Genomic DNA, 25,032 nt, shown 5'->3' with positions numbered 1-25,032 from the left:
AACCAAGAATTGAAAACGTTTACCAATTGCTGTAGATTTATGTTAAGTTGAGAGTAAATGTAAAAGTGCTTCCTAGGCCACACTGGCTTTCAACCATTATTTCTCCACCCAGCTGATGAGCCAACTCACGAGCAATAGCAAGGCCCAGACCATGCCCACCTGTCTTCATATTACGAGAAGTTTCCACACGGTAAAGGCGTTTAAAAATCTTATCCAAATCCTCAGGAGCAATACCCTGTCCTTCATCTTTTACACTTATTGTCAAGATTTGCTCAGTTAATTGAGCCACGACCTCAATTTTAGTTCCAGGGTCTGAATACTTAAAGGCATTATTTAGCAAGTTGACCAAGATACGGGAAAGTTTATCGTAATGGCTCTTAATTTTCGCTGACTCAGGAGACACTTGAATGTAGATGTCTCGCTCCTCTTGCTCAATCAATAGTTGAAATTCACTCATGACCTCAATCAATAGCTGGTCTAGAAAGACTATTTCAGCTTCTCCATCTGATTCTATTTGAGGCTGGGCATTAAGAGTTAAAACATCCAATTCTTCCACCAATTTATTCAAGCGCTCTGTCTGACGGCTAATCGTGGTCAAGTAATGAATCTGCTCCTCTTCTTCGATCACTCCATCTAAAATCCCCTCCACAGTCGCCTGAATAGAGGTAATGGGAGTTTTAATATCATGAGAAAGCTGGGCAATCATCATTCCTTTTTCTCGTTCACTTTCATCAAGCGATTCAAACGTTTCTTGCAAATTATGCGACATATCGTTAAAAGCCTGACCCAACTCTTGAAATTCGATAGGGCCCTTGGCGTCAATCTCTGTACTAAAATCCTTGTCAGCTATATTCTGAGCCTGTTTTTTCAGATGCCGAAGGGAAGAAAATACTGGCGATAAAAGAAAGAGACTGACTGCCGCTCCTATAAAACTAGCAATCAAGGTCATTCCAACTAGGAAATAAATCTCGCTTTTTACAATCAACATTCGCTGGACTGCCCAGAAAACAAGCAAAATCGTTAATAGGCTAGAAATCAGATACCCCACCAGAATGTAACTTTTTAATTTCATTTTATACCTCGTGCTCCTTCCATTTTATACCCCAGACCCCAGACAGTTTTGACGGCAGGAGTGTCTGAACTGGCATACTTAGTCAATTCCTGTCTCAGAGCATGGATATGAACATTAAGGGTATTGGTATCATCTACGAAGTCTTCCTGCCACACCTTTTCGTAAAGCTCCGTCTTTGAAAAAACTCTCTCAGGATTACTAGCTAAAATCCAGAGCAGTTCAAAGGATTTCACTGTTAATTCCAAAAAATGCTCTCCGATGCGAGCCTCATGAACCGCATGATTCATCACCAAATCACCGAGCTCAATTTGTTCGATCTCGCCTCCACGATGCAGTCGGCGCAAGATATTATTGACCCTTAGAACTAGCTCACGCGGACTAAAAGGTTTGGCTATAAAATCATCTGCTCCTAAGCTCAAACCGTAAATTTTGTCTTGATCGCTAGTCTTAGCCGTTGTAAAAAGAAAAGGCTGATCAGGTGCTATATACTGAACCTCACTGATAAAGTCATAACCGTCCATATTCGGCATCATGATGTCCGTGATGATCAGGTCAACAGATTTCTTTCTGAAAAGATCCAATCCCTCCACGCCATCTCGAGCCACTAAAACATGGTAGCCATCCTGCATAAGATAGCGCTTTTGAATATCTAGAATATCCATCTCATCATCAACGAGTAAAATTGTCTTTCCCATTTGCCAATCTCCTGATAAAAACAGTGTTATACTGGCTTTAGTATAACACTATTTTTAGTAATTTTTAAATGATTTGAACCTTAATCTTTTTGTTTTTCTTTCAAACCTAGAAGGCTAAGAATTCCTGCCAAAGCTAGTCCTAAGAAACCAATGGTAGCTGTAGCTGTTTGAGCCTCACCAGTTTTTGGTAACGTAGGCTTATCATTTTTTTTCATCGTATCTGCCATCGGCTTAGAAGTTGGGTGTTCCCCCTTCACATCAGTCATGCGATGATCTACTTCCTTCGTACCCTCAGCTGTACTCATAGAATCTGTTGTAGAAGGCTTCTTATTCATTTGACCTTCTTGAGATGGTATTGTAGGCATTTCTTTTCCACGAAGCTGAATCGTTACTTGACGAGTCGCGATAAGATTTGTCAAATCTGGTTTGCCGTCTTTGGCACCATAGATCTTGACAGTAGCTTGGTAAGTGTGAGTTCCGTTAGCACGAAGTTGGTCAAGAAGGGCTTGGCCGTCTTTACCTGTAGTATTGTCGTTCAAATCCACTTCGTAGAAGTATTGACCCTTCGCTAAGCCTTCAAGTGGCAAGAGAGCTGGATTTTTAGCTGTTCCATTGTCTGACCAAGGTGCCTTGTCAGAAGATTTGAGCAAGAGACGCGTCAACATACCATCTCCACCGAAAGCTTCATACGGAATGACTTGATTGACACCAGCCAAGAATGGACCGGGAACGTTCGCTTTTTCTAAATAGCTGGCTGGGACATCAATATGGTCTTTGATATTTTTAGTGACTGAATCTTTGACTGCTTCTTTTGAAACAAGGCCGTTCAGGTTAACAGTTACATTTTTTGTAGCTACGAGATTGGTTAAATCTGCTTTTCCATCTTTAGCACCATAGACTTTAACAGTCGCTTGGTAAGCATATGTGCCATTAGCACGAAGTTGGTCGAGAAGGGGTTGCCCGTCTTTACCTGTAGTATTGCCGTTCAAATCCACTTCGTAGAAGTATTGACCTTTCGCTAAGCCTTCAAGTGGCAAGAGGGCTGGATTGTTAGCTGAACCATTATCTGACCAAGGTGCCTTATCAGAAGATTTGAGCAAGAGACGCGTCAACATACCATCTCCACCGAAAGCTTCATACGGAATGACTTGATTGACACCAGCCAAGAATGGACCGGGAACGTTCGCTTTTTCTAAATAGCTGGCTGGGACATCAATATGGTCTTTAATATTTTTGGTGACTGAGTCTTGGACTGCTTCTTTTGAAACAAGGCCGTTCAAGTTAACAGTCACATTTTTTGTCGCAACAAGATTGCTTAAATCTGGTTTGCCGTCTTTGGCACCATAGACCTTGACAGTAGCTTGGTAAGTGTGAGTTCCGTTAGCACGAAGTTGGTCGAGAAGGGCTTGTCCGTCTTTACCTGTCGTGTTGCCGTTCAAATCCACTTCGTAGAAGTATTGACCTTTCGCCAAGCCTTCAAGTGGCAAGAGGGCTGGATTGTTAGCTGTGCCGTTGTCTGACCAAGGAGCCTTGTCAGAAGATTTGAGCAAGAGACGCGTCAACATGCCGTCTCCACCGAAAGCTTCATACGGAATAACTTGATTAACACCTGCCAAGAATGGACCGGGAACGTTCGCTTTTTCTAAATAGCTGGCTGGGACGTCAATATGGTCTTTAATATTTTTAGTGACTGAGTCTTTGACTGCTTCTTTTGAAACAAGGCCATTTAAACTAACAGTTACATTTTTTGTTGCTACAAGATTTGTCAAATCTGGTTTGCCATCTTTAGCACCATAGACTTTGACAGTAGCTTGGTAAGCATATGTGCCATTAGTTCGAAGTTGGTCGAGAAGGGCTTGCCCGTCTTTACCTGTCGTGTTGCCGTTCAAATCCACTTCGTAGAAGTATTGACCTTTGGCCAAGCCTTCAAGTGGCAAGAGGGCTGGATTGTTCGCTGTGCCGTTGTCTGACCAAGGAGCCTGGTCAGAAGATTTGAGCAAGAGACGCGTCAACATACCATCTCCACCGAAAGCTTCATACGGAATAACTTGATTAACACCGGCCAAGAATGGACCAGGAACGTTCGCTTTTTCTAAGTAGCTAGCTGGGACATCAATATGGTCTTTAATATTTTTGGTGACTGAATCTTTGACTGCTTCTTTTGAAACAAGGCCGTTCAAGTTAACAGTTACATTTTTTGTAGCTACGAGATTGGTCAAATCTGTTTTTCCATCTTTAGCACCATAGACTTTGACAGTAGCTTGGTAAGTGTGAGTTCCGTTAGCGCGAAGTTGGTCGAGAAGGGCTTGTCCATCTTTACCTGTAGTATTGCCGTTCAAATCCACTTCGTAGAAGTATTGACCTTTCGCCAAGCCTTCAAGTGGCAAGAGGGCTGGATTGTTAGCTGAACCATTATCTGACCAAGGAGCCTTGTCAGAAGATTTGAGCAAGAGACGCGTCAACATACCATCTCCACCGAAAGCTTCATACGGAATGACTTGGTTAACACCCGCCAAGAATGGACCGGGAACATTCGCTTTTTCTAGGTAACTAGCTGGGACATCTACTGTATCTTTAGTATTCTCAGCAACACCTTTTTTAACTTCGTCTGGAGTTGTTACTGATTGAGGAGTAGTCGCTTCACGGTCTTGTTTTGAAACTGCATCAGGAGTTGCCACTGGCTTAGCTTCTTCTTTTGGTTTGTTAACTTCCAACATAGCCTCTTCTTCTTTTGGTTTGTTAACCTCCAACATAGCCTCTTCTTCTTTTGGTTTTGCAACTTCTTCCTTTGGAGTTGGGTTAGACTTATCTAAAGAAATAGTTTCATCAACTACTTCCTTTGGAGCTGACTGATTTTCAGGAAGAGCCGAATCCACTCCTTCTTTTAAAGCTGTCTCTGGCAACTCATTCTTTTCTAGTGATGATGAATCTGTTTGAAGAACTTCAGTCGGAGTCGTAGTGAGAACATCTGCATGTACAGTGTTTGGTTGACCAACTAGCAAAAAGAAACCACTGGCAACTACGACGGAAGCCACACCCACGCTTAAACGACGGATCGACCAGCGAGCATACTTTTGATTTAGATTGAATTTCATAAGATTCTCCTTTAGGTTTGTTTTTTTGATGACTTTAGTATAATCTCCTAAGATTAAATGGAGATAAGAAATAGTTAAAATTTCTCTTAAATCTATCTTATAAAATGCTTATATTGTCTTATTATTCATAAGAAACAACTTGATTTTCTTCACCAAACATTCCCAGTCTTAAACTTAAATCACCTACTACAATTGACAATGAGTCAAAAAAATCCACCACACTGTGGTGAATTTTCTTCTTATGCTTCAAATTCAAATGCTTCAGTTTTTTGCTTGTTTGGCAAAAGGAGCGAGAGCAAAATTCCAACTAGAACCGGCAGCAACCAAGGTAGAGAAGCTGGAGCAAATGGCAGAGCATTGACTATATTGAGAATGTCAGTGAGCTTGAATTGCCGTCCCAAAATGCTAGCAAAAGCAATCAGCGTCACCACTGCGATGGTCAATTGCATCCCTGGTTTAGAAAGTGGTAAAAAGCGATTAACCATGACAATCATCACAATCGTAATGGTAATCGGATAAAGAATTTCCAGAACTGGAACTGAATACTGAATAATAGCATTCAAACCAAGATTTGCAATAGCGAAACCAACTAGCGTAAAAATGGTCGCATACACTTTATAAGATACTTTCGGGAAGGTATTGTGGAAAAATTCGCCAGTTGAGACGATAAGTCCAGCTGTAGTTGTAAAACAAGTCACCGTTACCATAATCGCTAGGAAAATCTGAGCCATCGGACCAAAGATGGCTTGAGTTAAAGAAGACAAAACAGAAGCCCCTACGTTTGCACCTTTCGGCAAATTCGCTAGATTAAGTGGGAAGTGATTTCCAAGAAAGGCAAGACCAATATAAAGAACGCTAAAGCCTAGCGCCACAAGGATACCCACGATCCAAATGGTAGAAATGTATTCTTTTTTATTCTTGAAACCGAGCTGGTTTAGTGTCGTCACGGCAACCACACTAAAGGCAACTGAAGCCAAAGCATCCAGAGTATTGTAGCCTTGAAGGAAGCCTGCCCCGAAAGCTGAAGCAGCATATTCCGCTGTTGCTCCTTGAGGGGCAGTGGAACCATATTTGGCAGCGCCCAATACAACTAAAACTACAATCAATAGGGCAAAGATTGGCGTTAAATAACGACCAATACTATCAAGGATTTTCGATGGAGTAAGTGCAATCAGATAGGCAAAGGCAAAATAAACCAGCGTAAAACCAAAAAGCCAAATGGCATGAGAACCTGCAGGCAACATTGGCTCAATCCCGACAGAAAATGCAGTGGTCGCCGTCCGAGGAATGGCAAAAAAGGGACCAATTGCAAGATAAAGAGCTACCAAGTAAACTACCGCAAACCAAGGGGCAATCTTTTTCGAAATTTCATCAATATAGCCCTTGGGATTCAAAGTACCTATAATCAAAGTTAGAATAGCAATACCGACGCCCGATAGGACAAAGCCTCCAATAGCTGGCCAGAAATTTTGACCAGATTCCAAACCCAATTGAGGTGGAAAAATCAGGTTACCGGCTCCGAAAAACATTCCAAACAAAAGCAAACCGGTCAAGGATCCTTTTTTTATCATCGTCATCTCCAGTCTTTTTAAGATTTTTCCATTATACCGATAAACACCACTCATTGCAAGGATTTTGAAATAAAAATCGCCTTTTCTCAACCCTAAGAAAATCGCTAAACATAATACGATTTATTACGAATTATCTTTACTTATTTTCGATTTATATCATATACGTAATTCCTTTTTTATTAGATGGACTTATGCTATACTAGTTATAAGTTCATTTGCGAGGTTTTAATATGTTACTTCATCTAATCTGGCTCATTCCTGCTGCTATCTTTACTTTTTTAGTCTATCGGGAACCTAGAAGTTTATTCAATGCTTATCTCCTGACCTTCACTCTTATGATGATGGGAATTGTTTTAGCTGGGCTTACGATTGTTAGTCTTGAGCGATTTATTGGTTATAAACCAGCTATGATTAGCTTTTATATCCTGCTTTTAGCAGTCCCCTTTAGTATTTTTGCTTCTACTGCTTATTTGATTTTCAACGGTCGTCAAATGTTGCAGCTAGAGGGACTCAGACTAGCCAATCTACTATCGCTTCTCTACGGCCTAGCGATCGTGGGACTTGCTTTACTACATTTTCTCGCTCCTCGATCATTTCTTGCAACTTTGATTTCCCTCGCTGATTTACTACTATTTTACGGAACCTTTCTCTATCTTTCCTATATCATCTATGCATTCTTTTTAAATATTTTTCCAGTCAAGAAAGAGCCTCAGACTATTATTATCCTCGGTGCAGGATTGTTTGGAGATAAGGTGCCTCCTCTGCTGGCTCAACGCTTAGATAAAGGGATAGCAATCTATGAACAATTTAATCGGAAGCCAGTCATCATTGTCTCTGGCGGTCAGGGAGACGACGAGTGGATTTCCGAAGCAGAGGCTATGGCAGGTTATTTGATGGAAAAAGGAGTTCCAACTGACAGTATTTTCCTCGAAAATAAATCTCGTACTACGCTTGAAAATCTCATATTCAGTAAAGAGCTCATGCTCGCACAAGGATTGGAGCAAGATCGAGTTGTCCTAGTCACAAATTCTTTCCACGCGCTACGTGCTGGCATCTATATGAAACAAGTTGGTCTCAAAGGCCGCAGTATTGGTTCTCGCACGGCCTTCTATTTTCTTCCTTCTGCATGGATCCGAGAAACTGCCGGTTTGATCCGTATCTACTGGAAATGGCATGCGGTTATCATCGGAATTCTGCTACTTCCCTTCCTTTTCTCCTTATTCCACACATATTTTTCATTGTAAAAAGCCCCAGAAAAGAGTACAATAATGGTAAGAAAAAAAATGGAGGTCCGTCAAAAATGAAATTTACCATTGATAAAAGTTTAGCAGAACTTGGCATCACAAGTGTCGTCCTTGGCATTGCTAGAAACGTCGATCCCCAAGCACCTTTATCAGAAGCCTTTCTCCAAAAACAGAAGGAAGCAGAAAACTGGGCTTTGAACTGCAATTTAGCAGAAATCACTGACCATCCGACTATCCAAGGCTACTGTAATTTGCTACAGAAAGTTGGGCGCAGTGTTAAAAAGAACCCGCCCACAGTACCAGCTCTGATCCGCAATATCCAACACCGCGGCTCCATTCCAAGGATTAACAGCGTTATTGATATTTATAATGTAGAATCCTTGCATTCTCTCCTAGCTATCGGCGGTCATGACCTTGATAAAATCGGTGATGAGATCGAGTTTACTGTCAGTCAGAAGGACGATATTTTCCTCCCCATCTTATCCAAGGAAAAACATGTAGCTCCGACTGACTATGTCTATCGAGATGAAAAAGGCATCCTTGCTTGGCTTGATGTCCGTGACAGCGACCTTTATAAATTTGATGATAGCACCAAAAATGCCATTTTCATTATCCAAGGAAATGCCCATACATCTGTTCAAATGCGGCTAGAAGCCCTTGAACGCATCCATCAGGATTTAGCAGCAGCCATGCCAAATCTCGAATTTGAAACCCATGTCGTCCAAGCAGAAAGTCTTTAAGCAACCCTTCTCCCGACAAGTTTTTGAAGTAAAACTCCATCAAATTATAAATCAAAAAGGAAACTCAGCTGAGTTTCCTCTTTTATATGTCTAGGCTTCTTTCTTATCCGAAAATTGGCTCATATACAAGTCATGATAGAATCCCTTGTCGGCCAGCAGCGACTCATGATTGCCCTGCTCAATGATTTGCCCATCCTTAAGCACCAAAATCTTGTCTGCTTCTTGGATAGTGGACAAACGATGCGCAATGACAAAGCTCGTCCGCCCCTGCATAAGAGTTTTCATAGCCTTCTGAATCAACAACTCCAAACGAGTATCCACTGAGGAGGTCGCCTCGTCCAAAATTAGAATCTTAGGATCGGCCAAGAGCGCTCGTGCAATCGTTAGGAGCTGCTTTTGCCCCAGCGAGATATTGCTAGACTCCTGATTCATTTCCATATTATAGCCACCCGGCAAGGTACGAATAAAGTGATCCACATTGGCTGATTTGGCTGCCTCCACAATCTCCTCATCGGTAGCATCAAGGTTACCAAAGCGGAGATTTTCCTTGATAGTCCCTTCATAAAGCCAAGCGTCCTGCAGAACCATACCAAATTGCTTACGATAGTCTTGGTGGGATAGCTGGCGGATATCGTGGCCATCCACGCTGATAGAGCCCTTGGTCACATCGTAGAAACGCATGAGAAGATTGATCAAGGTCGTCTTACCAGCTCCAGTCGGCCCAACAATAGCCACCATTTCACCTGGCTGGACTTCCAGATTAAAGTTGCGAATCAGCGGCTTGTCTGCCACATATTGGAAATCCACATCTTTGAAGCTGACTTGACCAGTCAAGTCCTTGTCTAGCTGGACGGTATTATCCATGACTTCATCTGGCTCATCCAAAATTTGGAAAATCCGATCCAGCGAAGACTTAGCGCTCTGGAGCTGACCTGCCAGCTGGGTGAGGTTTTGAATAGGCTGATTGACCTGCCAGACGTACTGGACAAAGGCCTGCATATTCCCGATGGTCAGCTGACCAGAAATAACCTGTAAACCACCCAAGAGAGCAACGATAAGATAGGTCAAATCTGAAATCCCATTAAGGACGGGCATCATGAGCCCTGAGATAAAGCTAGCTTTAAAGCCGACTTCCTGTAGATTTTGAGTAATAGCTCGAAAATCCTCAGCCGAGGTCTCTTCCCGACCGTAAAGTTTGAGCACATTGAAGCCTGACAGATTTTCTTGAACAAAGCCATTCATAGCACCCAAAACATCCGCCTGTTGCTTAAAGTAGGGCTGGGATTTTTTAAGAATAAATCTAGCTCCAAAATAAGTCAGAGGAATGCTGACGATAACGATCAAGGCCAGCTGGATATTCAGATAAAGAACCATCCCGATGACCAAAATCAGGGTCATAACGGCATTGACCACCTGCAAAAAGCTTTGTTGAAGTGCATTTGAGACGGTCTCCACATCACTGGTAAAGCGCCCAATCAGATCACCGAACTGGTGCTTGTCAAAGTAAGAAACAGGAATTCGATTGATTTTACGACTGAGCTCATTGCGCATATCGCGAACGGTGCTCTGCACAGCATTGGTCATAAAATAGTTAGAGAAATAGGCACCAATCTCATAAAAGAGGGCACGAATGAAGTAAAGGAGCATGATCCAAGCCACATAGCTGCTATTGATGGCTGCACCGGGCACTCCCTTGGCCATATCCAGCAGATTTTTTGTCAGCTCTGTGATGGCAAGCCCTAGGACAAAAGGCTCTAGGACACTCATGACCACGCTGACAATCTTGAGGAAGACTGCAAGAAGCACGGCGGCTTTATAGACTTTTAGATAGCCCCATAAACGGACAAAACTATTTTCTTTCATCTCTTCCTCCTATTCTTCTGTTAATGATTGGCTATTGAGCTGGGAATTGGCAATTTCGCGATAGATGGCATTATTTTCCATCAGCTCCTCATGTCGGCCACGACCCACGATTTCACCCTTGTCTAAGACAATGATTTGATCCGCGTCCATAATGGTTCCGACCCGCTGAGCTACGATGAGAACCGTTGCATCCTGCGTCACTTCCTTGAGTCGGCGGCGCAAAGTCGCATCTGTCTTGTAGTCCAGAGCCGAGAAGGAATCATCAAAAATATAAATGTCTGGCTCTTTAACAACCGCACGCGCAATGGACAGACGTTGCTTTTGACCACCGGATAGATTGCTGCCACCTTCAGCCAAATGCGTCTCGAAGCGCTCTTCTCTGCTCTCGATAAAATCGCGAGCTTGAGCCACATCTGCTGCTTGATTGAGCTCCTCAGAGCTAGCATCTTCCTTACCATAGCGGATATTTTCAGCGATCGTCCCGGTAAATAGCAGAGCTTTCTGCGGAATAAAGCCAATCTTCTGACGGAGGGCCTTGAGATTATAGGCGCGGACATCCACACCATCCACCAAAATCTTGCCCAAGGTCACATCATAGAAACGCGGAATCAACTGCACCAAGGAAGACTTCCCAGAGCCTGTTGAGCCGATAAAGGCGATCGTTTCCCCCGGCTTGGCCTTGAAGGAAATATTATGCAGGACAGGATTTTCCGTCTCACCTGGATAGGCAAAGGTTACATTGTCAAATTCCAGATAGCCACGAGTCGCAGTTTCCGTGATTCCATTCTCATTTGGATCGATGGAAATCGGCATATCCATGACTTCCTTCAGCCGCTCACTAGAAACCGCCGTCCGTGGATACATGGTAAAGAGACTAGACAGGAGCAGGAAGGACAGAAGGGCATGAAAACTGTACTCAATAAAGGCAACCAAATCTCCTATTTTCAGCTCGCCGCTGCCCAGTGGCTTAAGAGCAAACCAGACAATAGCCACAATCATGGCAATGATAATCTGCACAAAAAGGGGCTCCGTCAAACCTGTCAGCTTAAAGAGACGGTTGGAATTCTCCGCATAGATTTCATTTTCATTAGCGAAGCGCTCTTCCTGAAATTCCTCACGGGCAAAAGCTCGAATGACCCGCAGACCGGTCAGATTTTCCCGAGCATACTGGTTGATCTTGTCCAGCGTCTTCTGCTGCTTTTCAGACAGGGGACGCGTCTTGACCGCCACATACCAGACTACGATTGCCAAAAAAGGCACTGAAATCGCCACAATCCAAGCCATGGACGGGCTGGTCAGGAAAATCATGAGGATGGACGACAGCATCATGATAGGCGTAATAGCTCCCATCTTGAGCGTTTGCTCAGCAAACTGCATGAGGACAAAGGCATCACTGGTAATCCGCGTCACCAGCGAAGAAACGCCAATCTGCTCGTACTCATGATGGGAATACTCCTGCAGCTTGTCATAGAGATCATTCCGCATATCCCGCACCATGCTGGTCGTTAATATTCCAGCGGCATAGGAAAGGACGATCCGCCCCAAAATCCCAAGGATAATAACCAGCAGCATGATAAAGCCCCAGAAATACAGGCGTTCCTGATCGCCTTGGTTAATCCCTTCGTCAATCATGCGCGCCAAAACCGTTGGCAACCCTAGATTGACCACTACAAAAAATATAGCCGACACAAAATCCAGCACCAGCCACTTGGGGTAGCGTTTCAAATAAGACCAAATGTAAAGCATAATCCCTCCATTTTCTATAATAATAAAAAAGTACTGAAGAGTACTTTTCTTGATTATCCATATAGCAGCCAACAGCTCCGCTACAATCTCTAACTGCTACTAGTATAGCAAATCATGATGGAAATTTCAAATATTCCTATAAACAAAAGGCGAACAAATTCTCACGCTTCCCAGCAGACAAAAATTTGCTCGCTTTTTTGGTGCCCTCGGAGACAGACAAAGACACACAACCAATTCCTTATAGGTAAGGTATAACGTGTATGATTTTTCCTGAATAATCATATACATAGGAACTCCAAAGTCTCAATTCCTTATAGGTAAGGTATAACGAAGAGTTCTACAACAAGTACGTTAAGACTGGTACTGATATCTACTTGTCTCGATTCCTTATAGGTAAGGTATAACTTACTGCTGTCACACTTGGTGTAGTTGCGCCTGTTGTGACACCTGCTACTTTCGGTAGGTCTCAATTCCTTATAGGTAAGGTATAACGTGTTTACACTTAAACGCGGCTTGAATCTTTATAGTGAAGATCCAAACGTCTCAATTCCTTATAGGTAAGGTATAACTATAAATAAATTATCTAACTATATTATTCTCAATTCAGAAGAAAAACTTTGTCTCAATTCCTTATAGGTAAGGTATAACAACAGCATTTTCGCTGTTTCTAGATTGATTGTATCAAAAAATAGGGCTTTTTTCAAGATTTCAATGAAAAAAGTCGGTCGATCTTTTTTGTCCTAACGCTTACAAACCGCTTGGTTGACAGCTTTTGAAAAAGAGACAAAAAATCGAAAAGATCGACCGACTTTTTGAAAGACAAAATCAGAAAAATCGCATGAAGAAGACACTTCATGCGATTAGATTATTAGCTAGGGCACTACAGCAACCACCTAAAGGATAAACTCATTCGATTCGACTATTCCGATTTGGAGCTTCTTAGTGTATTTTGGAGATTCCAACTGATAAATCTGTACAGAATCTGTATGAGGTTCTATAATGTTGGCTAATTCTTTTTGTAAAGCGCTCAGCTTTGCTGGAGTAATATGCCCCTCAAAGACCGACTTTTGCACATGAACCAAGTATTTTCGGCAAGTTTTCAAAACCTTGGCCACGCGTTTGCGATGCACATCGTATGTCAAGATAATATACATTTTATTTTCTCTTTTTGAAATAGAAGAAACAAATTATCAAAAGAAGAATAAGCAAAGTAAGCCAAGATGAATAAGCCAGGCTCAGATTACAAATCGTCAGACAGTGTTCCTGCAGTTCTTTGATATTCGGAATAATTGCTAATGTAATACTTAAAACAGTGAGTACTATTACCGTCTCATTCAATTCATTACTTGCTTCCGTCTGGCTGATATCATGCAGTTCACTGATCTGACTATCTAGGAGATTGATATGCTTCTCGATATAGAGAGAAGTTTGCAGCAATTCGTAGATTTCCACCGCCTGTTCCTGCGGGCACAGCTCTGGAAGCAAAAATTGATTTTTAAAGGTCGTGTAAGCCTTTTGCAGCTTCAGTTTATCAGAAACTGTAGCATTGACCTTATCTCCCGCATCCTTGGAATACTTCAGAATACCAATCCTCTGACTGAGCGTGATCAAAGCCAAGTCCAGATATTCCGTCAAAAAGTAGCCTTTGAGGAAAAACTCTGGAAAATCAGAACCACTCATAAAAATCATCGAATGCTGACTGGCCATATAAAGACTTCCCTCAGCTGACCACCTCGTATAGAGAAGCTTTTCCAGCTCTGCCTTCAGCATATCTCGACTCAGACATGTTGAATCTCCCTTATCAACGTATAAAACACTATAAAGAAGCTTCATCTCTTCTAAACTTTGCTCCGAATCATCAAAATTCGCCCAATTCGCCGTTTTATAAATCAAGTCCTCTACTTCAGGAACCATCATGTAGCTCACCACATACATCCGGTCATCAATGATGATTTCCAAATGAGGCTTTGACTCAAACTGCGAGATATCCTCTGGGAATATCGCTTCCCCAGGCAAGCCAAAGAAATCCTGTAAGATTTCTTTCGGAGCCGACATGATCCCATAGGACAAAAGCAAGTCGGATTCCCGTGGTTCCTCCTTAATTTTTTCACTCTTAATCAGCTCAATATTATTAGGTGAGACTGAATAACTCCGAAGAGCAGGCAAAAAAGGAGCATAGAGATGACGACCATACTGGTTGATGTTTTTAATATCTTCCAATTTCTCATAGCAACGATTTTCCATTGAAAAAATTAGGAAACCTGCTTCTAAATTTGGAAAATAACGAAGCATGATATAGTCAAGCGTCAGGTCATAACACTCAAGTTTGTTGATTTGATTATAATAAGAGATCCGATACACGTCACCTTTTTCTAAGCCAGTATAAGCATAGTTTGTGACCAGCTCAGGATTACGGAAAATCAGCTCCTCTGCTTCTTTATTAAAATATCGGCGATAAGCGTACTTTAATCGCTCGATTTTTCCACCAGCTTCCACGTTCAGATAGGGGAGTTCATTGGCATCTTGGCTGAGTTTCTTCCAATTGGAAGACTTCGGAAAAGACTCCAGCCCCTTGGCCGCAAAGGGCAAAACAAAGATATGGTGACTATATACAGATTGACTCTCAGACATAAACAACCTCCGATTAAGACATTCATCATGAAAGCACTTCCAATATACCATAAAAAACTTGCACCCGCAAGTTTTTTCAGTTGAAGCAACCAATTCCTTATAGGTAAGGTATAGCGAAGTGCAATCAGGGTATGTAAACTATATATCAGAAAAAGGGGTGTTGTCTCAATTCCTTATAGGTAAGGTATAACTATTGCGATAGTGGGAATAATTTCGATTATTCATTATCTGTTCGGTCTCAATTCCTTATAGGTAAGGTATAACACTACACAGACACGACGGGACGTCACGGGTTCGAATCCCGTATAGTCTCAATTCCTTATAGGTAAGGTATAACTGAGAGCGTTACTCAGCCTCAAGCTCAGACCCAGAAATTTAATATGTCTCAATTCCTTATAGGTAAGGTATAACTTAATTGAAATATTAAATGAAAGGAATAGAATAACTATTTTGTCTCAATTCCTTATAGGTAAGGTATAACTCAACCAGTCGGTCTTCTTCGAAAGAAGAATTTCTTCTTTGATTTAAAGTCTCAATTCCTTATAGGTAAGGTATAACAAAAATTCGCGTGGAGAGGAAGCACAAAAGTGCAATTTCTGTGCGAAGTCTCAATTCCTTATAGGTAAGGTATAACAACAGCATTTTCGCTGTTTCTAGCTTGATTGTATCAAAAAACAGGGCTTTTTTCAAGATTTCAATGAAAAAAGTCGGTCGATCTTTTTGTACCCTTCGCTCATAAACCGCTTGGTTGACAGCTTTTAAAAAGGAGGCAAAAAATCGAAAAGATCGACCGACTTTTTAATAGTATTTGTAGGGTTTAAAGCGTTTTAAGTTCCCATCCTGCTGCAAGATTCTCTTAAACTGGCGAATGTCGTGCTGGATGAGCTGGGCATAGGTATAGGTCGAGCCTCCCATGACTAGCCTCGTCTGTAGCTTTTCCTCAAAACTTCGCAAGACGATATACTTCCCTTCCCGATTCAGATAAATCGAGCCATCTTCCCTTTCTTCAAAATGATCTGTGGCATTGATTTGATGTTTATTGATCAAACTCAAAATCACTCGATCCACGATAACTGGCTTCATATAATCCGCAAAATCCAGATGCAAACTATAAGGACGATTATTTGAAGCATGGAGCACTCCGATTTTAGGATCCAGTCTAGCCTGCCAGATCAAGCGGAGAACACGACTGTATAAAATCGTATTGCAAAAACTAATCAAGGCATTCAGAGGATCTCGAGGTGGCCGCTTGGTTCGCTTAACAAAAGAAAAACCACTTTGATTCAGAATCTCATTGAAGATAGGGTAGTATATCTGCTTGACCCGTGCCTCTAAAAGCATCAAATCATCGACCGACTTTTTGCGATGAACTTCCTTAATCGCCATCGTCAAGTCTTTCTCAATCTCTAAAAGAAGCTTATTGGACTTATATCTTTTAAGATAATAGCGACAGTTTGCCCGCAGATTATGAAAATGCGATAACTCAAACTGCCTGGACAACAGCAAACGCTTCTCCTCGTCCAGATATACTTGGCACTGCTTCAATAAAAGCGGAGCAGGACTCTTCATAGACTCAGGAATAAAGTAGGCTTGGATATTGCCAAAGTCATTATGAACTACCAAAGGGATCCTCTTTTGAGCCAAAAGCTTGAGCGTCCGCGGTGCAATCATGACATCTGAATAAATATCAATCTGCTCCACTGCCTCTATCGGCAAATGATACCGATGTTCTTCATTTTCAAATAGTAGCGAATAATCCTTTTGATTTAAAATGCCACCTTCAACTATATGATACTGACGATTGACAAAATTTAGCTGACTAGGATGACAACCAGAATAATAACTGAGAGGAGTATACTGATGCTTCTGGCAAATCACCTCTCCTTCCCTAAGGAGAAAATCATAACCTAAGACCCTACGATTCATAGAAGCAAAGACACCGCTCTTTTTCTGATTGATTTCTAAATCGAAATCGCGTACCAAAACCTCCGTCGCTTCTTTGTAAATAGCCTGAGCCTCACTCTTACTTTTGCAATAAATATAGATATTATCAGCATATCGAAGCCAGTTCCAGCCCTTACTCTCTAAAAATTGATCGAAATCCCTCAGATATAGATTGCTTAAAACAGGACTGATGGCGCTCCCCTGAATTAAGCCGATTGTATTCTCATGTATTTGCCCTTGATAGGAAACACTTGCATACAGGTAAGCAGTTAGCAAATCAAGTACCCTGCGATCTTCCAATATCCCGCCTAGCTGCTCTTGAAGTTTTTCAAGGTCAATCTGATCAAAATAATGATGGAGATCAATTTCAACAAGATGATGAAGATTTTTGCTTAGAAATTATTGCACACAAGAAACAGCAGCCAGCACGCCCTTATTTTCCTGATAAGCAAAACAATGTTCTAAAAAGCTATCATTAAGGTAGCAATTTAGCTTCTGTTCCAACAATCGCAAGATGAAGCGGTCTACTGTTCCAAATGAAGAAATTCTTCTTTTGCCACCTGACTTCTTAATAAAGTCTGTTTGATAAATCAAGCTCGGCCGATACTTTCCTTGCTCTATTACCTTCCGAATACTCTCTGAGTTCATCGACCAATAATCTGCTAATTCACTCAAAAGCACACCATCACTACCTACTCTATTTGGCTTACCTGATAGATGCAAGAGTGCTTCTCTTTGATTTCTTTTCGAAAATAGCTCTTCTAACGAAAACATCTCACTCACCAAGCAGTCTTTGGATGATACGACTTGATAATCTGACATCATCTAGCGCATTATGCAGCCTTCCTTCGAAATGCGAGACTAAATCCAGTCGGTTTCCAATGGGTTCAAATCCTCTTGCGTACAAAAGACTGGCAACATCAATAATAGGGAAAGGAGCCAAAAATGCTCTATTTTTCCTATCCTTTTCTACCATCTTATGGAAAAGCCGACTCTCTACAGGAAAGGGTACATCTGCAAAGCAACGCGCGGAAGTCCGATAAGTACACCATAGCTTCCAGACCTCTTCCAAAAGTTTCTCTTCTGTAGCAAAGACTTGATAAACTCCGATGTAGGGGATGACATGTTCCAACACCCAGGCTTCTTTTGTCTCCGCGATCTGCTTAGGTACACCACCGTAGAAAGAAGCTACTTCCGTTCCATCTAGCTTTGTGACTATGACAGCCATCGTCAGCAGAGGACCATAAAGACCATCCACCTCAGCATCTACAATAAAACGATACTCCATTTAATATCTCCATTTCTGAGAAAATGACCAAAGTTTATCAGAGACAGTTTCCGACTTTTGATCAAGATTATCAAAAAAGCTTTTCCATTCCCTCAGCAATTCCTGCGTTTCTGAAAAACCAACATCGTTTTTGCCAGTATAGCCCTTCACCATTGTTTCCAATTGATGAAGGGTAGATTTTAATTTTTCGTAAGTATTAGATTTTTTCTTCTGCAACTTCTCACAGCTAATTTTAGCTGCATAGATTGGAATGGAGCGTAGTTTTAACGTGAAACTATCTTGGTTTCTCATGCATACTTTAATAGCCTTATCATAGCAATTCAGGCTGTCTTCCATTTGTCCCTCAAATCGATAATAATTAGCAAAATTCCAGTACACGATTTCCATGGGATGGTAGAAAATTTTCTCCGTATTGACCAACTTTGTTGCGTGATTTCGCTCGTGAGATGAAAAGAACTCTCGATAGACTGGATGTTTAACAAAGGCAGTATAAAGTAGTTTAGCAAGGTCTATATCCTGCTGATAAGCCTCAGTCATGATTAAAGAGTAATACATGGCATAGAACTGTTGACTAATGGTTGTCTCTTGTCGCTCAACCCTATCCCAAAAATCTTGAATCACAACCTCATCTATCTCACTATCCATCCTATGATCATAGTCAATCGCTAAAATCAACCAATGAAGTGCAGATTTAGCATCCTTCATTAGAAGTTCAATTCTGCTACGATATTGCCGATGACGCTCCAACTCTCCAGGAAAACTCGGATACTGCTGCAAACCTTCATCAGACAAACGGATGATAGTACCTAATTTAAAATCTTCCTGCTGGGCTTGAAACAAGAGGCTATAGATTTCCATACAGAGAACATCCCCATAGTATTCGGACTTCAAGGATTGAAAATAATTTGAAATTGAATTATAAGCTAACAATAAATCTAGCAGCTCTTTAAAAATAGCTCGGAGATCTGCCATTAATTGAGAAGCTTTTTTATACTGACCACTGTCAATGTAAAATACAGCGAGTTTTTCCTTGATTCGGTAGAGGCTAAAAAGATTTTCTAAGCTATTTTCAGAAATCTTTACCAATTCCAAACTTTGAGAAATGACTTGACCTGCTTGACAGGAACGGCCAGAACGCAGGTAGACATCGCTTAGTTGCAGAAAGACCTCAAAAGCAAACAACTCATACGGATACTTTTTTTCTCTCAAAAGTGGTAAAAGTTGCTCACAGATCTCTGTAAATATCACGATAGACTTCTCATAATCATCCTGTCTCGCCGTATAAGCTAAAATCTCCGAAGCAAACTGTTTTAATTGCGACTTCAGTACTCTATAACTCAGATACTTCATTCGGTCGACAATCAGATGTAAATATGTTCCCTTGGTCTTTATAGTTTGAGATGTATAGTATTCCATCAGAGCTTCTGATACATCGTTTTGAGCAAGCAAATATCGGATGCGACTATCTGAAGATAACGTTGACAGAGAAAATACATAAGAATCCTCAAATAAATTGCGCAAGACTGCTCTCTGATCTCGAAAAACTGGAAGATCTCGCAAATACATCCGCCGAATATTCGAAGCAAAATCCGCCAAGATTAACCTTTGTGATTCCGTCGCTTTTTTCAACTGAAATTGAACATCTGTCCCGGAACGATAGCTGACTTCACTTGTTTTTAAACTCGTTGTAAAGGAACGCTTATATTCAGACTCGTTAATATGGACAAACCCCTCTGTACCTTTTCGAGCTACACGACTGGCAATGATTATATCCAATCTAATATCACCATATTTTGCCTCTAATAGCTGCGTGAGTTGCACGAGACCCTCGGATAAGATTTGTAAATACAGTTGTCGATTATCCCCATTTCCCTGCCACTCAATATTTTCAAAAAAGATATAACACGCATCCGTCTGATTTTTAAATTCAATCAATTTAGGAATAACATATTGCTTTTTCTGATTTGGGGTCATATTCATCGCATGATTTAATGAATCATCATTAAGAATGCTAGAAAAGTTAAAGTTTTTAATAGTAGCCTTTTCAACTAGCACACCACCAAGAAAAGAGTAAATTTCCTCTCTTTGAGACTCAGAATCGGCAAATTCCCCACTTTCATCCAGCCACAACTCAAATTGTTTCATAAAAGCTTCCTCTGCTACTCTAACTGTCCGAAACCAACATTCGTTTTAGCACCAATGCCTACATCAGTTAAGATGGTTTTAAATAACTCTATTTTTTCTTTAACCGTAATTTGAAGTTTATCTGAAAGCTGGTACTCGTTCAGATAAAAGCCAAATTCAAAAGAGATTCCAGGCTTAACTTTCAGACAGTTGATTGGAATAGGATTCTTGATAATATCACTATGAGGCGTAATGAATTCCAATGCTAGGCACTGTTGCTTAGAGGTTGGACAGGGATAAGCATCTAAAAAGACATCATTATCTTCGAAAATATCATCTTTCAAGCCATAAACTTCTTCATCAGAAAGTTCTGGTTTAAGAAGTGACTTAATATACTCCATCTTTTGTTGATTAATATCATCTTTGGTATCTTCTTTCGTAGGAAAGACGCTTTTCAATACCCCTTTGACAGAGGAGCCAGGTATATAGGGCAGTCCCGTTACATAATCAAATGAAAAGCCAGAATAAATAGAACCCTTTGATTTCAAATCATGGGGATTGCCAGTTCCTATCATGAGGCCAGGATAAATAGTTTCCAAAGAAAAGGTTTGGAAACTTGCTACACCTTTTGAAGCATTTTTTAAATGCTCCAAAGGTGATAGAGAAAGGTCAAATTTAAAATCCTGCAAAGCCATATTTCTATCACGAAATTGCTCCTCACTAGATTTTTTTTGCCTACCCAGTTCATAAACTAAACCTGATTTTTCTTTTCGCTCCTCTAATCCTTTAAAATATTCATGATAGTAGATATAAGACATGTTTTTTGAACTAAACATCATCCTTACCCTCCATTTTTCTCGTCTTCCTTGACTTTTTGATCTTTTGACTCAATTTCAAACAAGTTTAGCCCTAGTTTGATCGCAATGGCTGCATGCAATACATCCTCTTTAATAGCGAAACTCTCATTATCATTTTTGAACGATGTAACATACTCAAACAAGGTGGTTTCTTTAATGGCTGTGTTTTCTTTCTTCAATACTTCCAAAATCATAACAGGTAGCTTGGTACGATCTTCTTTGGCATTTTTTGATGCAGCCGAATAGTAGGCAACTGCTGCAGGGAGACTTCCCATAGTAACCGCGGCTCCAAAAGAAGCGATATATCCTCGAAACTCATTTGGAATTGGCTCCGAAAGCTCTTTTTTAATCACCTCAACAGCAATAGGAAGCAACCGATTAATTCTGTTCTTGTCCATTGTTTGCTCCTTCTTCATTTCCTGAAATCACTTTAACAACCTTGCAAAGTCCATAACCTACAGAAGCATTTGCACCAAACTGGATGATTTTTTCTCTCACCGACTCTGTAAACACATCTAAAAGGCCATCTGCCTCACTGGTTGATGCCACCACTGCAAAATAGAAAATCGATTTGTGGGGCACAACTTCCTCATACCACAAATTAGTTTGTTCTCCGACACTATTCCGAGCAATTACTGGTAAACCATATTTTTCAAAGCAAGAATTATCTGCGTCCAGAGTTATCTTCTCATCTCCACCCTTTATATCTGCTATTGAAACATTTTCTAATTGAAAATTTTTAAGCATTTTCTTGAAATCTTCACAAGCTGTTTTCGGAGCATGTATTGAATAGGGCTTATCCCCACCACTTATTGAACGAATTGGCAGGGCTAGTAGATTCGCACTAAGAAATTTTAGTGCTCCTGAAGTAGTAACCCCTTTATCTTCCGAACCGAATATTTCAATAATGTCCGATAACTCGTTTTCTTTAAAGAAGGCCCTCAGAGCACCTTTAACACCTGAGGAGTTAATCGTCGGAAATCCCGTCACAACATCTCGCTCCACTTCGTTATCAATGATGTTAAAATTAACATCTCCATTGCCCACATGCAAATTTGTTAAACATTCAATGACAAAAATTTTTGCTTTCATTTTTTACTCCTTACTTCCCTGTAATCTTATAGATAGTATTGTAACCTGCTGACTCTAAACCAGTTTTTACCGAAATAGCATCATCACCATAAAAGACGCTCCCTGCCTTATAAAGAAGACTAGATCCTTGCAAATCAAGTCCTTTTAGACGATGTTTACTAAGGTCTGTATGAAGCTGGCGAACTAACTTTTCCTCTAAGATCGCAAAGCCTGTCACATCATTTAAGAGGCACACATCTGAGAGGCAGTAATGCCAGGTTTGCCCTTTTGGAGTATGTTTCTGGAAATGCTTTGTGATTTCACTTTCTAAATTATTTTCCGATTCTTTTACAGAAACCTTGAAGAGTGTACCTTTCTGCCCCATAGGAACAATACTGTCTTTCAATGTAATATCACCATTAACCTTTACATAGACTGCAAATTCATAGTCCTTATGTAGCTGATGTACCTCTCGCTTAAATAGACGGTCAGCATCATAATTTTTGAGTAGTTTTTCTAATTCTTCTTGAAAGTGGTTTTTTTCCTCTTTGTTATACTTTTCTAACAAATCCATAAAATTAGTTATAAACTCGGTTAAACTAAGATTGCTGTTCCTATCTAAACTAGAATCCTCCTGTTTCATATCTTCATTCACAAACAACTTACACAAAGCCTGAATATTTTTCTTTAGCTCCTGCAGATCCTTCTGCGTAACACGCCTTACACCAGTTGCCACCTTAGTCCTAAAAATATCTTCGACTGCTTCTAAATGACCTGTATCAATATTATAATAGCCATCCCCATATCCTTCTTTAGGATTATATTCCTTAGATTTAGGAAGAGCGATTTTACCAAAACTAGTTGATACTTTAATTTTTTCTTCTAGTAGCATTGGTGCAAACTGATCAATCCCCTCTCTCCCCTGCTTGTTGTTAAAAGGATTTTGTATGACAATTTCCTCACTATTTTTTAGCAGAAAGATGGGAGAGATTTTTTCTAATTTTCCAAAGTCTCGCACACCTCCATTTAGAGAAAAGCTCTTCTCTCCGATTAGAGCTTCGATTTTATTTCGCGTATCGTCACCATACTTAAAATCCTGCTTCAGCTTAATCCCATTACTGACTAAGATAAGATAGCGTATCATCCCAAAGACTGTGGACTGCTCAGGAACGCGATTAGTACGGATAAAATAAGGGGCATATTCATCCTTCGAATAGTTATTTTTACCGACAAAGCTAAAGTGTCTGTCTGAACCAAAAGAATAGTCTCCTAGCGGTCTAAAAGTCACAAGATAGTCTGTCATCACTTACCTCCCTGCCAAAACTTCACCAGAAATAAAATAGCTTGCAACTCTTTTGTATAATATTCCCCGATACTTATGTTTCGTTTTATACAAATCCCATCAATCTTTTCTTTCGTCTCTGGCTTATCTTTATATTCTTTTAAATAGTTGTCATAGAAAAATTTAGCTATTTCGTCAAGATAACTATGATAAGACAACTGGTTTGGATTGTTAAAGTTATTCAAAAACCTCATTTTATATTCTTGAAAATCAAATATATCCTGCGCGGTTTTTTCAAACAACAACTTAAAAATAATTTCTGTATCCTGCAGATTATAGAGGACAGATTCCAATGCTTGATCGTTCGTAGTTGCTCGATATTTTATCAGATGATCAATGGCCTCCAACTTCTCGTTTTCTACCATCAATTGAACGGTTTTTCCGCTGTGCTTGACCAACTCTATCCCCAGACGATTGCCTCCGCTGATTTCACTACCATTCGGACGTTTACCGCAACTTTCTTTAGCCTTATAAAGTTGGACTCTAGCTCTTTCCAGCGCTTCATATAGAGGATATTTTACATACTGAATAGCAACACCAAAAGACAAGCTAATCTTGACTTCCTCCTTCAACTCCTTAATACTTTTTGACAAAGTATCTATAAATAATATATTTAGTTTCTGACATAGGGCAAAAATAGAATGAACAGGGGCGATAAACAGTAAATCATCCCCCCCAGCATAAATAGTCATCCCGCCATAATCTCCGACAAGTTTAGCCGCTTCACCAGCATATTTTAAACAAGCCTTCGAAAAACTATTTATCCTATCAGACTGTTGGGAGATATCTACACCTCTACATAAATCCTTCAAAAGCGTTCCGACCTTATCCCCATCTGAATTGACGACTGCATAATATTCGCTTCTGATCGGTGCTACCTCACCATCAGGGACCTCTTCAGAAGAGTTTTCCTCTTTCTTTCGAGATAGAGCTATATCTTCTATTGATTTCAATTCAGAAGCGTGGTCTGAGTAGCTTGTAAGCAACTGGCTATTTAGCCTGGTATCTGTAAATAGCTCACTTCCTTTAATATAGCAATTCCGATTGTCTTTCTTGCCTGCAAAGAATGGAGCAAATAAGTTCATATCTGTTTTTCCCTTACCTGCTGCCATTAGCTCCAGTTTATCCAAAGCATCATTCAGTATTATAGCTATGTTATTTCCATCTTTTACACTTTTTTCTTTAATTTCATTCATAGTTTTTTCATTAAGAATAACAAAATCAATTCTCAGATAATTGTTAATAAAATTCTCAATCTGCCCTGAATTAAATTTTCCAAACTTTCCAGCCATTTCCTTCTTCACTGCTGAAATTATCTTCTGTAATTTTTCCTCAGTTACTGTATTACCATCAACTGAAAACAAAATCCGATCATGGTAACGACCAATACCATCTTCTTGTGGGTTTTGATTACTATTAGAGTCATAAAACGGTGAAAAAATCTTGACATTTGGAATCTCAACAAGTTTTTCACAGAGTTTCTTTGTCACCGTTGAGAAAAAATAACTGCCAAACCACAAACCTGCCGGAGAGATCGCCTCTCCAATGGTTTTAAAAATCGGACCGATTGTAATACCTACGTATTTCATTTACTCATCTCCTTTTGTGTCTGTTAGGATTTCTCAATCTTATACAAAATATCGACATTATGCAAATATCTATTATCTTCTTTATTATAATATTTCACAGCAAAGTCTAAAAATTTTAGTAAATCAAACTCCTCTGGAGTTGTTAGATAAAGTTTTTCCC

Annotated in this window: 19 protein-coding genes, 1 pseudogene and 2 CRISPR repeat arrays; of the genes and pseudogenes, 2 read left to right on the top strand and 18 right to left on the bottom strand. The window is 40.3% G+C overall.

Annotated features, from left to right (window positions below; genetic code table 11):
* Positions 1 to 37: 37 nt before the first annotated feature.
* From D8797_RS06305 to brnQ, 4 genes are all read right to left on the bottom strand, one after another.
* Positions 38 to 1,072 (bottom strand): HAMP domain-containing sensor histidine kinase, encoded by a 1,035-nt coding sequence (locus D8797_RS06305; RefSeq protein WP_125379701.1) that lies wholly within the window; start codon positions 1,070 to 1,072, stop codon positions 38 to 40.
* A complete protein-coding gene (locus D8797_RS06300) occupies positions 1,069 to 1,767 on the bottom strand; it encodes a response regulator transcription factor (protein ID WP_125379700.1) in 699 nt (232 codons plus the stop codon). The genes D8797_RS06305 and D8797_RS06300 overlap by 4 nt, the downstream gene beginning before the upstream one ends.
* A gap of 80 nt (positions 1,768 to 1,847) precedes the next feature.
* A complete protein-coding gene (locus D8797_RS06295) occupies positions 1,848 to 4,862 on the bottom strand; it encodes an SSURE domain-containing protein (RefSeq protein ID WP_125379699.1) in 3,015 nt (1,004 codons plus the stop codon).
* A 239-nt stretch (positions 4,863 to 5,101) separates the two neighbouring features.
* On the bottom strand, positions 5,102 to 6,433 hold the full coding sequence (brnQ, locus tag D8797_RS06290) for a branched-chain amino acid transport system II carrier protein (protein ID WP_125379698.1): 1,332 nt from the start codon (positions 6,431 to 6,433) through the stop codon (positions 5,102 to 5,104).
* Positions 6,434 to 6,663: 230 nt separating this feature from the next.
* Here brnQ and D8797_RS06285 point away from each other — a divergent pair, with 230 nt between their 5' ends.
* Both D8797_RS06285 and D8797_RS06280 read left to right on the top strand, forming a co-directional pair.
* A complete protein-coding gene (locus tag D8797_RS06285) occupies positions 6,664 to 7,677 on the top strand; it encodes a YdcF family protein (RefSeq protein ID WP_125379697.1) in 1,014 nt (337 codons plus the stop codon).
* A 56-nt stretch (positions 7,678 to 7,733) separates the two neighbouring features.
* Positions 7,734 to 8,417 carry a B3/B4 domain-containing protein gene (locus D8797_RS06280; protein ID WP_125379696.1) on the top strand — a complete coding sequence of 228 codons (684 nt, stop codon included), beginning with the start codon at positions 7,734 to 7,736 and terminating at the stop codon, positions 8,415 to 8,417.
* 90 nt (positions 8,418 to 8,507) lie between these two features.
* On the opposite strand, the gene D8797_RS06275 is transcribed toward D8797_RS06280, so the two are convergent.
* The 14 genes and pseudogenes from D8797_RS06275 to cas10 all read right to left on the bottom strand — a co-directional run bounded on the left by D8797_RS06275 (position 8,508) and on the right by cas10 (position 24,872).
* On the bottom strand, positions 8,508 to 10,280 hold the full coding sequence (locus D8797_RS06275) for an ABC transporter ATP-binding protein (RefSeq protein ID WP_125379695.1): 1,773 nt from the start codon (positions 10,278 to 10,280) through the stop codon (positions 8,508 to 8,510).
* A 9-nt stretch (positions 10,281 to 10,289) separates the two neighbouring features.
* Positions 10,290 to 12,026, bottom strand: a complete 1,737-nt coding sequence (locus tag D8797_RS06270; protein WP_125379694.1) for an ABC transporter ATP-binding protein — start codon at positions 12,024 to 12,026, stop codon at positions 10,290 to 10,292.
* Positions 12,027 to 12,253: 227 nt separating this feature from the next.
* Positions 12,254 to 12,674: direct repeats of the CRISPR family, unit length 29 nt; unit sequence GTCTCAATTCCTTATAGGTAAGGTATAAC.
* Positions 12,675 to 12,919: 245 nt separating this feature from the next.
* A complete protein-coding gene (cas2, locus tag D8797_RS06265) occupies positions 12,920 to 13,180 on the bottom strand; it encodes a CRISPR-associated endonuclease Cas2 (protein ID WP_125379693.1) in 261 nt (86 codons plus the stop codon).
* Between the two features lies 1 nt (position 13,181).
* On the bottom strand, positions 13,182 to 14,657 hold the full coding sequence (locus D8797_RS06260) for a hypothetical protein (RefSeq protein WP_125379692.1): 1,476 nt from the start codon (positions 14,655 to 14,657) through the stop codon (positions 13,182 to 13,184).
* An 86-nt stretch (positions 14,658 to 14,743) separates the two neighbouring features.
* Positions 14,744 to 15,291: a CRISPR direct-repeat array (repeat unit 29 nt; unit sequence GTCTCAATTCCTTATAGGTAAGGTATAAC).
* Between the two features lie 164 nt (positions 15,292 to 15,455).
* Positions 15,456 to 16,583 (bottom strand): CRISPR-associated endonuclease Cas1, encoded by a 1,128-nt coding sequence (cas1, locus tag D8797_RS06255; protein WP_260471217.1) that lies wholly within the window; start codon positions 16,581 to 16,583, stop codon positions 15,456 to 15,458.
* Positions 16,569 to 16,976, bottom strand: a pseudogene (locus tag D8797_RS10415) (reverse transcriptase domain-containing protein); the annotation flags it as partial. The gene cas1 and the pseudogene D8797_RS10415, both read right to left, overlap by 15 nt.
* Before the next feature lie 24 nt (positions 16,977 to 17,000).
* Complete coding sequence (locus D8797_RS06250) at positions 17,001 to 17,375, bottom strand: hypothetical protein (protein WP_125379690.1); 375 nt, start codon at positions 17,373 to 17,375, stop codon at positions 17,001 to 17,003.
* A gap of 1 nt (position 17,376) precedes the next feature.
* Positions 17,377 to 17,889, bottom strand: a complete 513-nt coding sequence (locus D8797_RS06245; protein ID WP_125379689.1) for a 3'-5' exonuclease family protein — start codon at positions 17,887 to 17,889, stop codon at positions 17,377 to 17,379.
* Entirely contained in the window at positions 17,890 to 20,034 is a 2,145-nt protein-coding gene (locus D8797_RS06240) for a hypothetical protein (protein ID WP_125379688.1), read from the bottom strand.
* Positions 20,035 to 20,048: 14 nt separating this feature from the next.
* Positions 20,049 to 20,852 carry a type III-B CRISPR module RAMP protein Cmr6 gene (cmr6, locus tag D8797_RS06235; RefSeq protein WP_125379687.1) on the bottom strand — a complete coding sequence of 268 codons (804 nt, stop codon included), beginning with the start codon at positions 20,850 to 20,852 and terminating at the stop codon, positions 20,049 to 20,051.
* A gap of 2 nt (positions 20,853 to 20,854) precedes the next feature.
* The gene (locus D8797_RS06230; protein ID WP_223327673.1) at positions 20,855 to 21,268 is read right to left on the bottom strand and encodes a hypothetical protein; all 414 of its coding nucleotides are present in this window, start codon (positions 21,266 to 21,268) and stop codon (positions 20,855 to 20,857) included.
* Positions 21,249 to 21,962 (bottom strand): RAMP superfamily CRISPR-associated protein, encoded by a 714-nt coding sequence (locus tag D8797_RS06225; protein WP_125379686.1) that lies wholly within the window; start codon positions 21,960 to 21,962, stop codon positions 21,249 to 21,251. The genes D8797_RS06230 and D8797_RS06225 overlap by 20 nt, the downstream gene beginning before the upstream one ends.
* Positions 21,963 to 21,972: 10 nt before the next feature.
* Positions 21,973 to 23,244: a hypothetical protein gene (locus D8797_RS06220; RefSeq protein WP_125379685.1), complete on the bottom strand. Its 1,272-nt coding sequence runs from the start codon at positions 23,242 to 23,244 to the stop codon at positions 21,973 to 21,975.
* The gene (gene cas10, locus D8797_RS06215) at positions 23,244 to 24,872 is read right to left on the bottom strand and encodes a type III-B CRISPR-associated protein Cas10/Cmr2 (RefSeq protein WP_125379684.1); all 1,629 of its coding nucleotides are present in this window, start codon (positions 24,870 to 24,872) and stop codon (positions 23,244 to 23,246) included. Before cas10 ends, D8797_RS06220 begins: the two co-directional genes overlap by 1 nt.
* Between the last annotated feature and the right edge of the window lie 160 nt (positions 24,873 to 25,032).

The sequence above is a fragment of the Streptococcus cristatus genome (assembly GCF_003944225.1).
GTDB lineage: Bacteria > Bacillota > Bacilli > Lactobacillales > Streptococcaceae > Streptococcus > Streptococcus cristatus_K.
Note: the sequence above shows the minus strand (reverse complement) of the source record. Positions and strands in the feature narration are given on the sequence as shown.

Excerpts from the sequence above, each read along its gene's own strand:
- D8797_RS06305 (WP_125379701.1), bottom strand. The coding sequence starts at position 1,072 with ATGAAATTAAAAAGTTACATTCTGGTGGGGTATCTGATTTCTAGCCTA.
- D8797_RS06300 (WP_125379700.1), bottom strand. The coding sequence starts at position 1,767 with ATGGGAAAGACAATTTTACTCGTTGATGATGAGATGGATATTCTAGAT.
- D8797_RS06295 (WP_125379699.1), bottom strand. The coding sequence starts at position 4,862 with ATGAAATTCAATCTAAATCAAAAGTATGCTCGCTGGTCGATCCGTCGT.
- brnQ (WP_125379698.1), bottom strand. The coding sequence starts at position 6,433 with ATGATAAAAAAAGGATCCTTGACCGGTTTGCTTTTGTTTGGAATGTTT.
- D8797_RS06285 (WP_125379697.1), top strand. The coding sequence starts at position 6,664 with ATGTTACTTCATCTAATCTGGCTCATTCCTGCTGCTATCTTTACTTTT.
- D8797_RS06280 (WP_125379696.1), top strand. The coding sequence starts at position 7,734 with ATGAAATTTACCATTGATAAAAGTTTAGCAGAACTTGGCATCACAAGT.
- D8797_RS06275 (WP_125379695.1), bottom strand. The coding sequence starts at position 10,280 with ATGAAAGAAAATAGTTTTGTCCGTTTATGGGGCTATCTAAAAGTCTAT.
- D8797_RS06270 (WP_125379694.1), bottom strand. The coding sequence starts at position 12,026 with ATGCTTTACATTTGGTCTTATTTGAAACGCTACCCCAAGTGGCTGGTG.
- cas2 (WP_125379693.1), bottom strand. The coding sequence starts at position 13,180 with ATGTATATTATCTTGACATACGATGTGCATCGCAAACGCGTGGCCAAG.
- D8797_RS06260 (WP_125379692.1), bottom strand. The coding sequence starts at position 14,657 with ATGTCTGAGAGTCAATCTGTATATAGTCACCATATCTTTGTTTTGCCC.
- cas1 (WP_260471217.1), bottom strand. The coding sequence starts at position 16,583 with ATGAATCGTAGGGTCTTAGGTTATGATTTTCTCCTTAGGGAAGGAGAG.
- D8797_RS06250 (WP_125379690.1), bottom strand. The coding sequence starts at position 17,375 with ATGTTTTCGTTAGAAGAGCTATTTTCGAAAAGAAATCAAAGAGAAGCA.
- D8797_RS06245 (WP_125379689.1), bottom strand. The coding sequence starts at position 17,889 with ATGGAGTATCGTTTTATTGTAGATGCTGAGGTGGATGGTCTTTATGGT.
- D8797_RS06240 (WP_125379688.1), bottom strand. The coding sequence starts at position 20,034 with ATGAAACAATTTGAGTTGTGGCTGGATGAAAGTGGGGAATTTGCCGAT.
- cmr6 (WP_125379687.1), bottom strand. The coding sequence starts at position 20,852 with ATGATGTTTAGTTCAAAAAACATGTCTTATATCTACTATCATGAATAT.
- D8797_RS06230 (WP_223327673.1), bottom strand. The coding sequence starts at position 21,268 with ATGGACAAGAACAGAATTAATCGGTTGCTTCCTATTGCTGTTGAGGTG.
- D8797_RS06225 (WP_125379686.1), bottom strand. The coding sequence starts at position 21,962 with ATGAAAGCAAAAATTTTTGTCATTGAATGTTTAACAAATTTGCATGTG.
- D8797_RS06220 (WP_125379685.1), bottom strand. The coding sequence starts at position 23,244 with ATGACAGACTATCTTGTGACTTTTAGACCGCTAGGAGACTATTCTTTT.
- cas10 (WP_125379684.1), bottom strand. The coding sequence starts at position 24,872 with ATGAAATACGTAGGTATTACAATCGGTCCGATTTTTAAAACCATTGGA.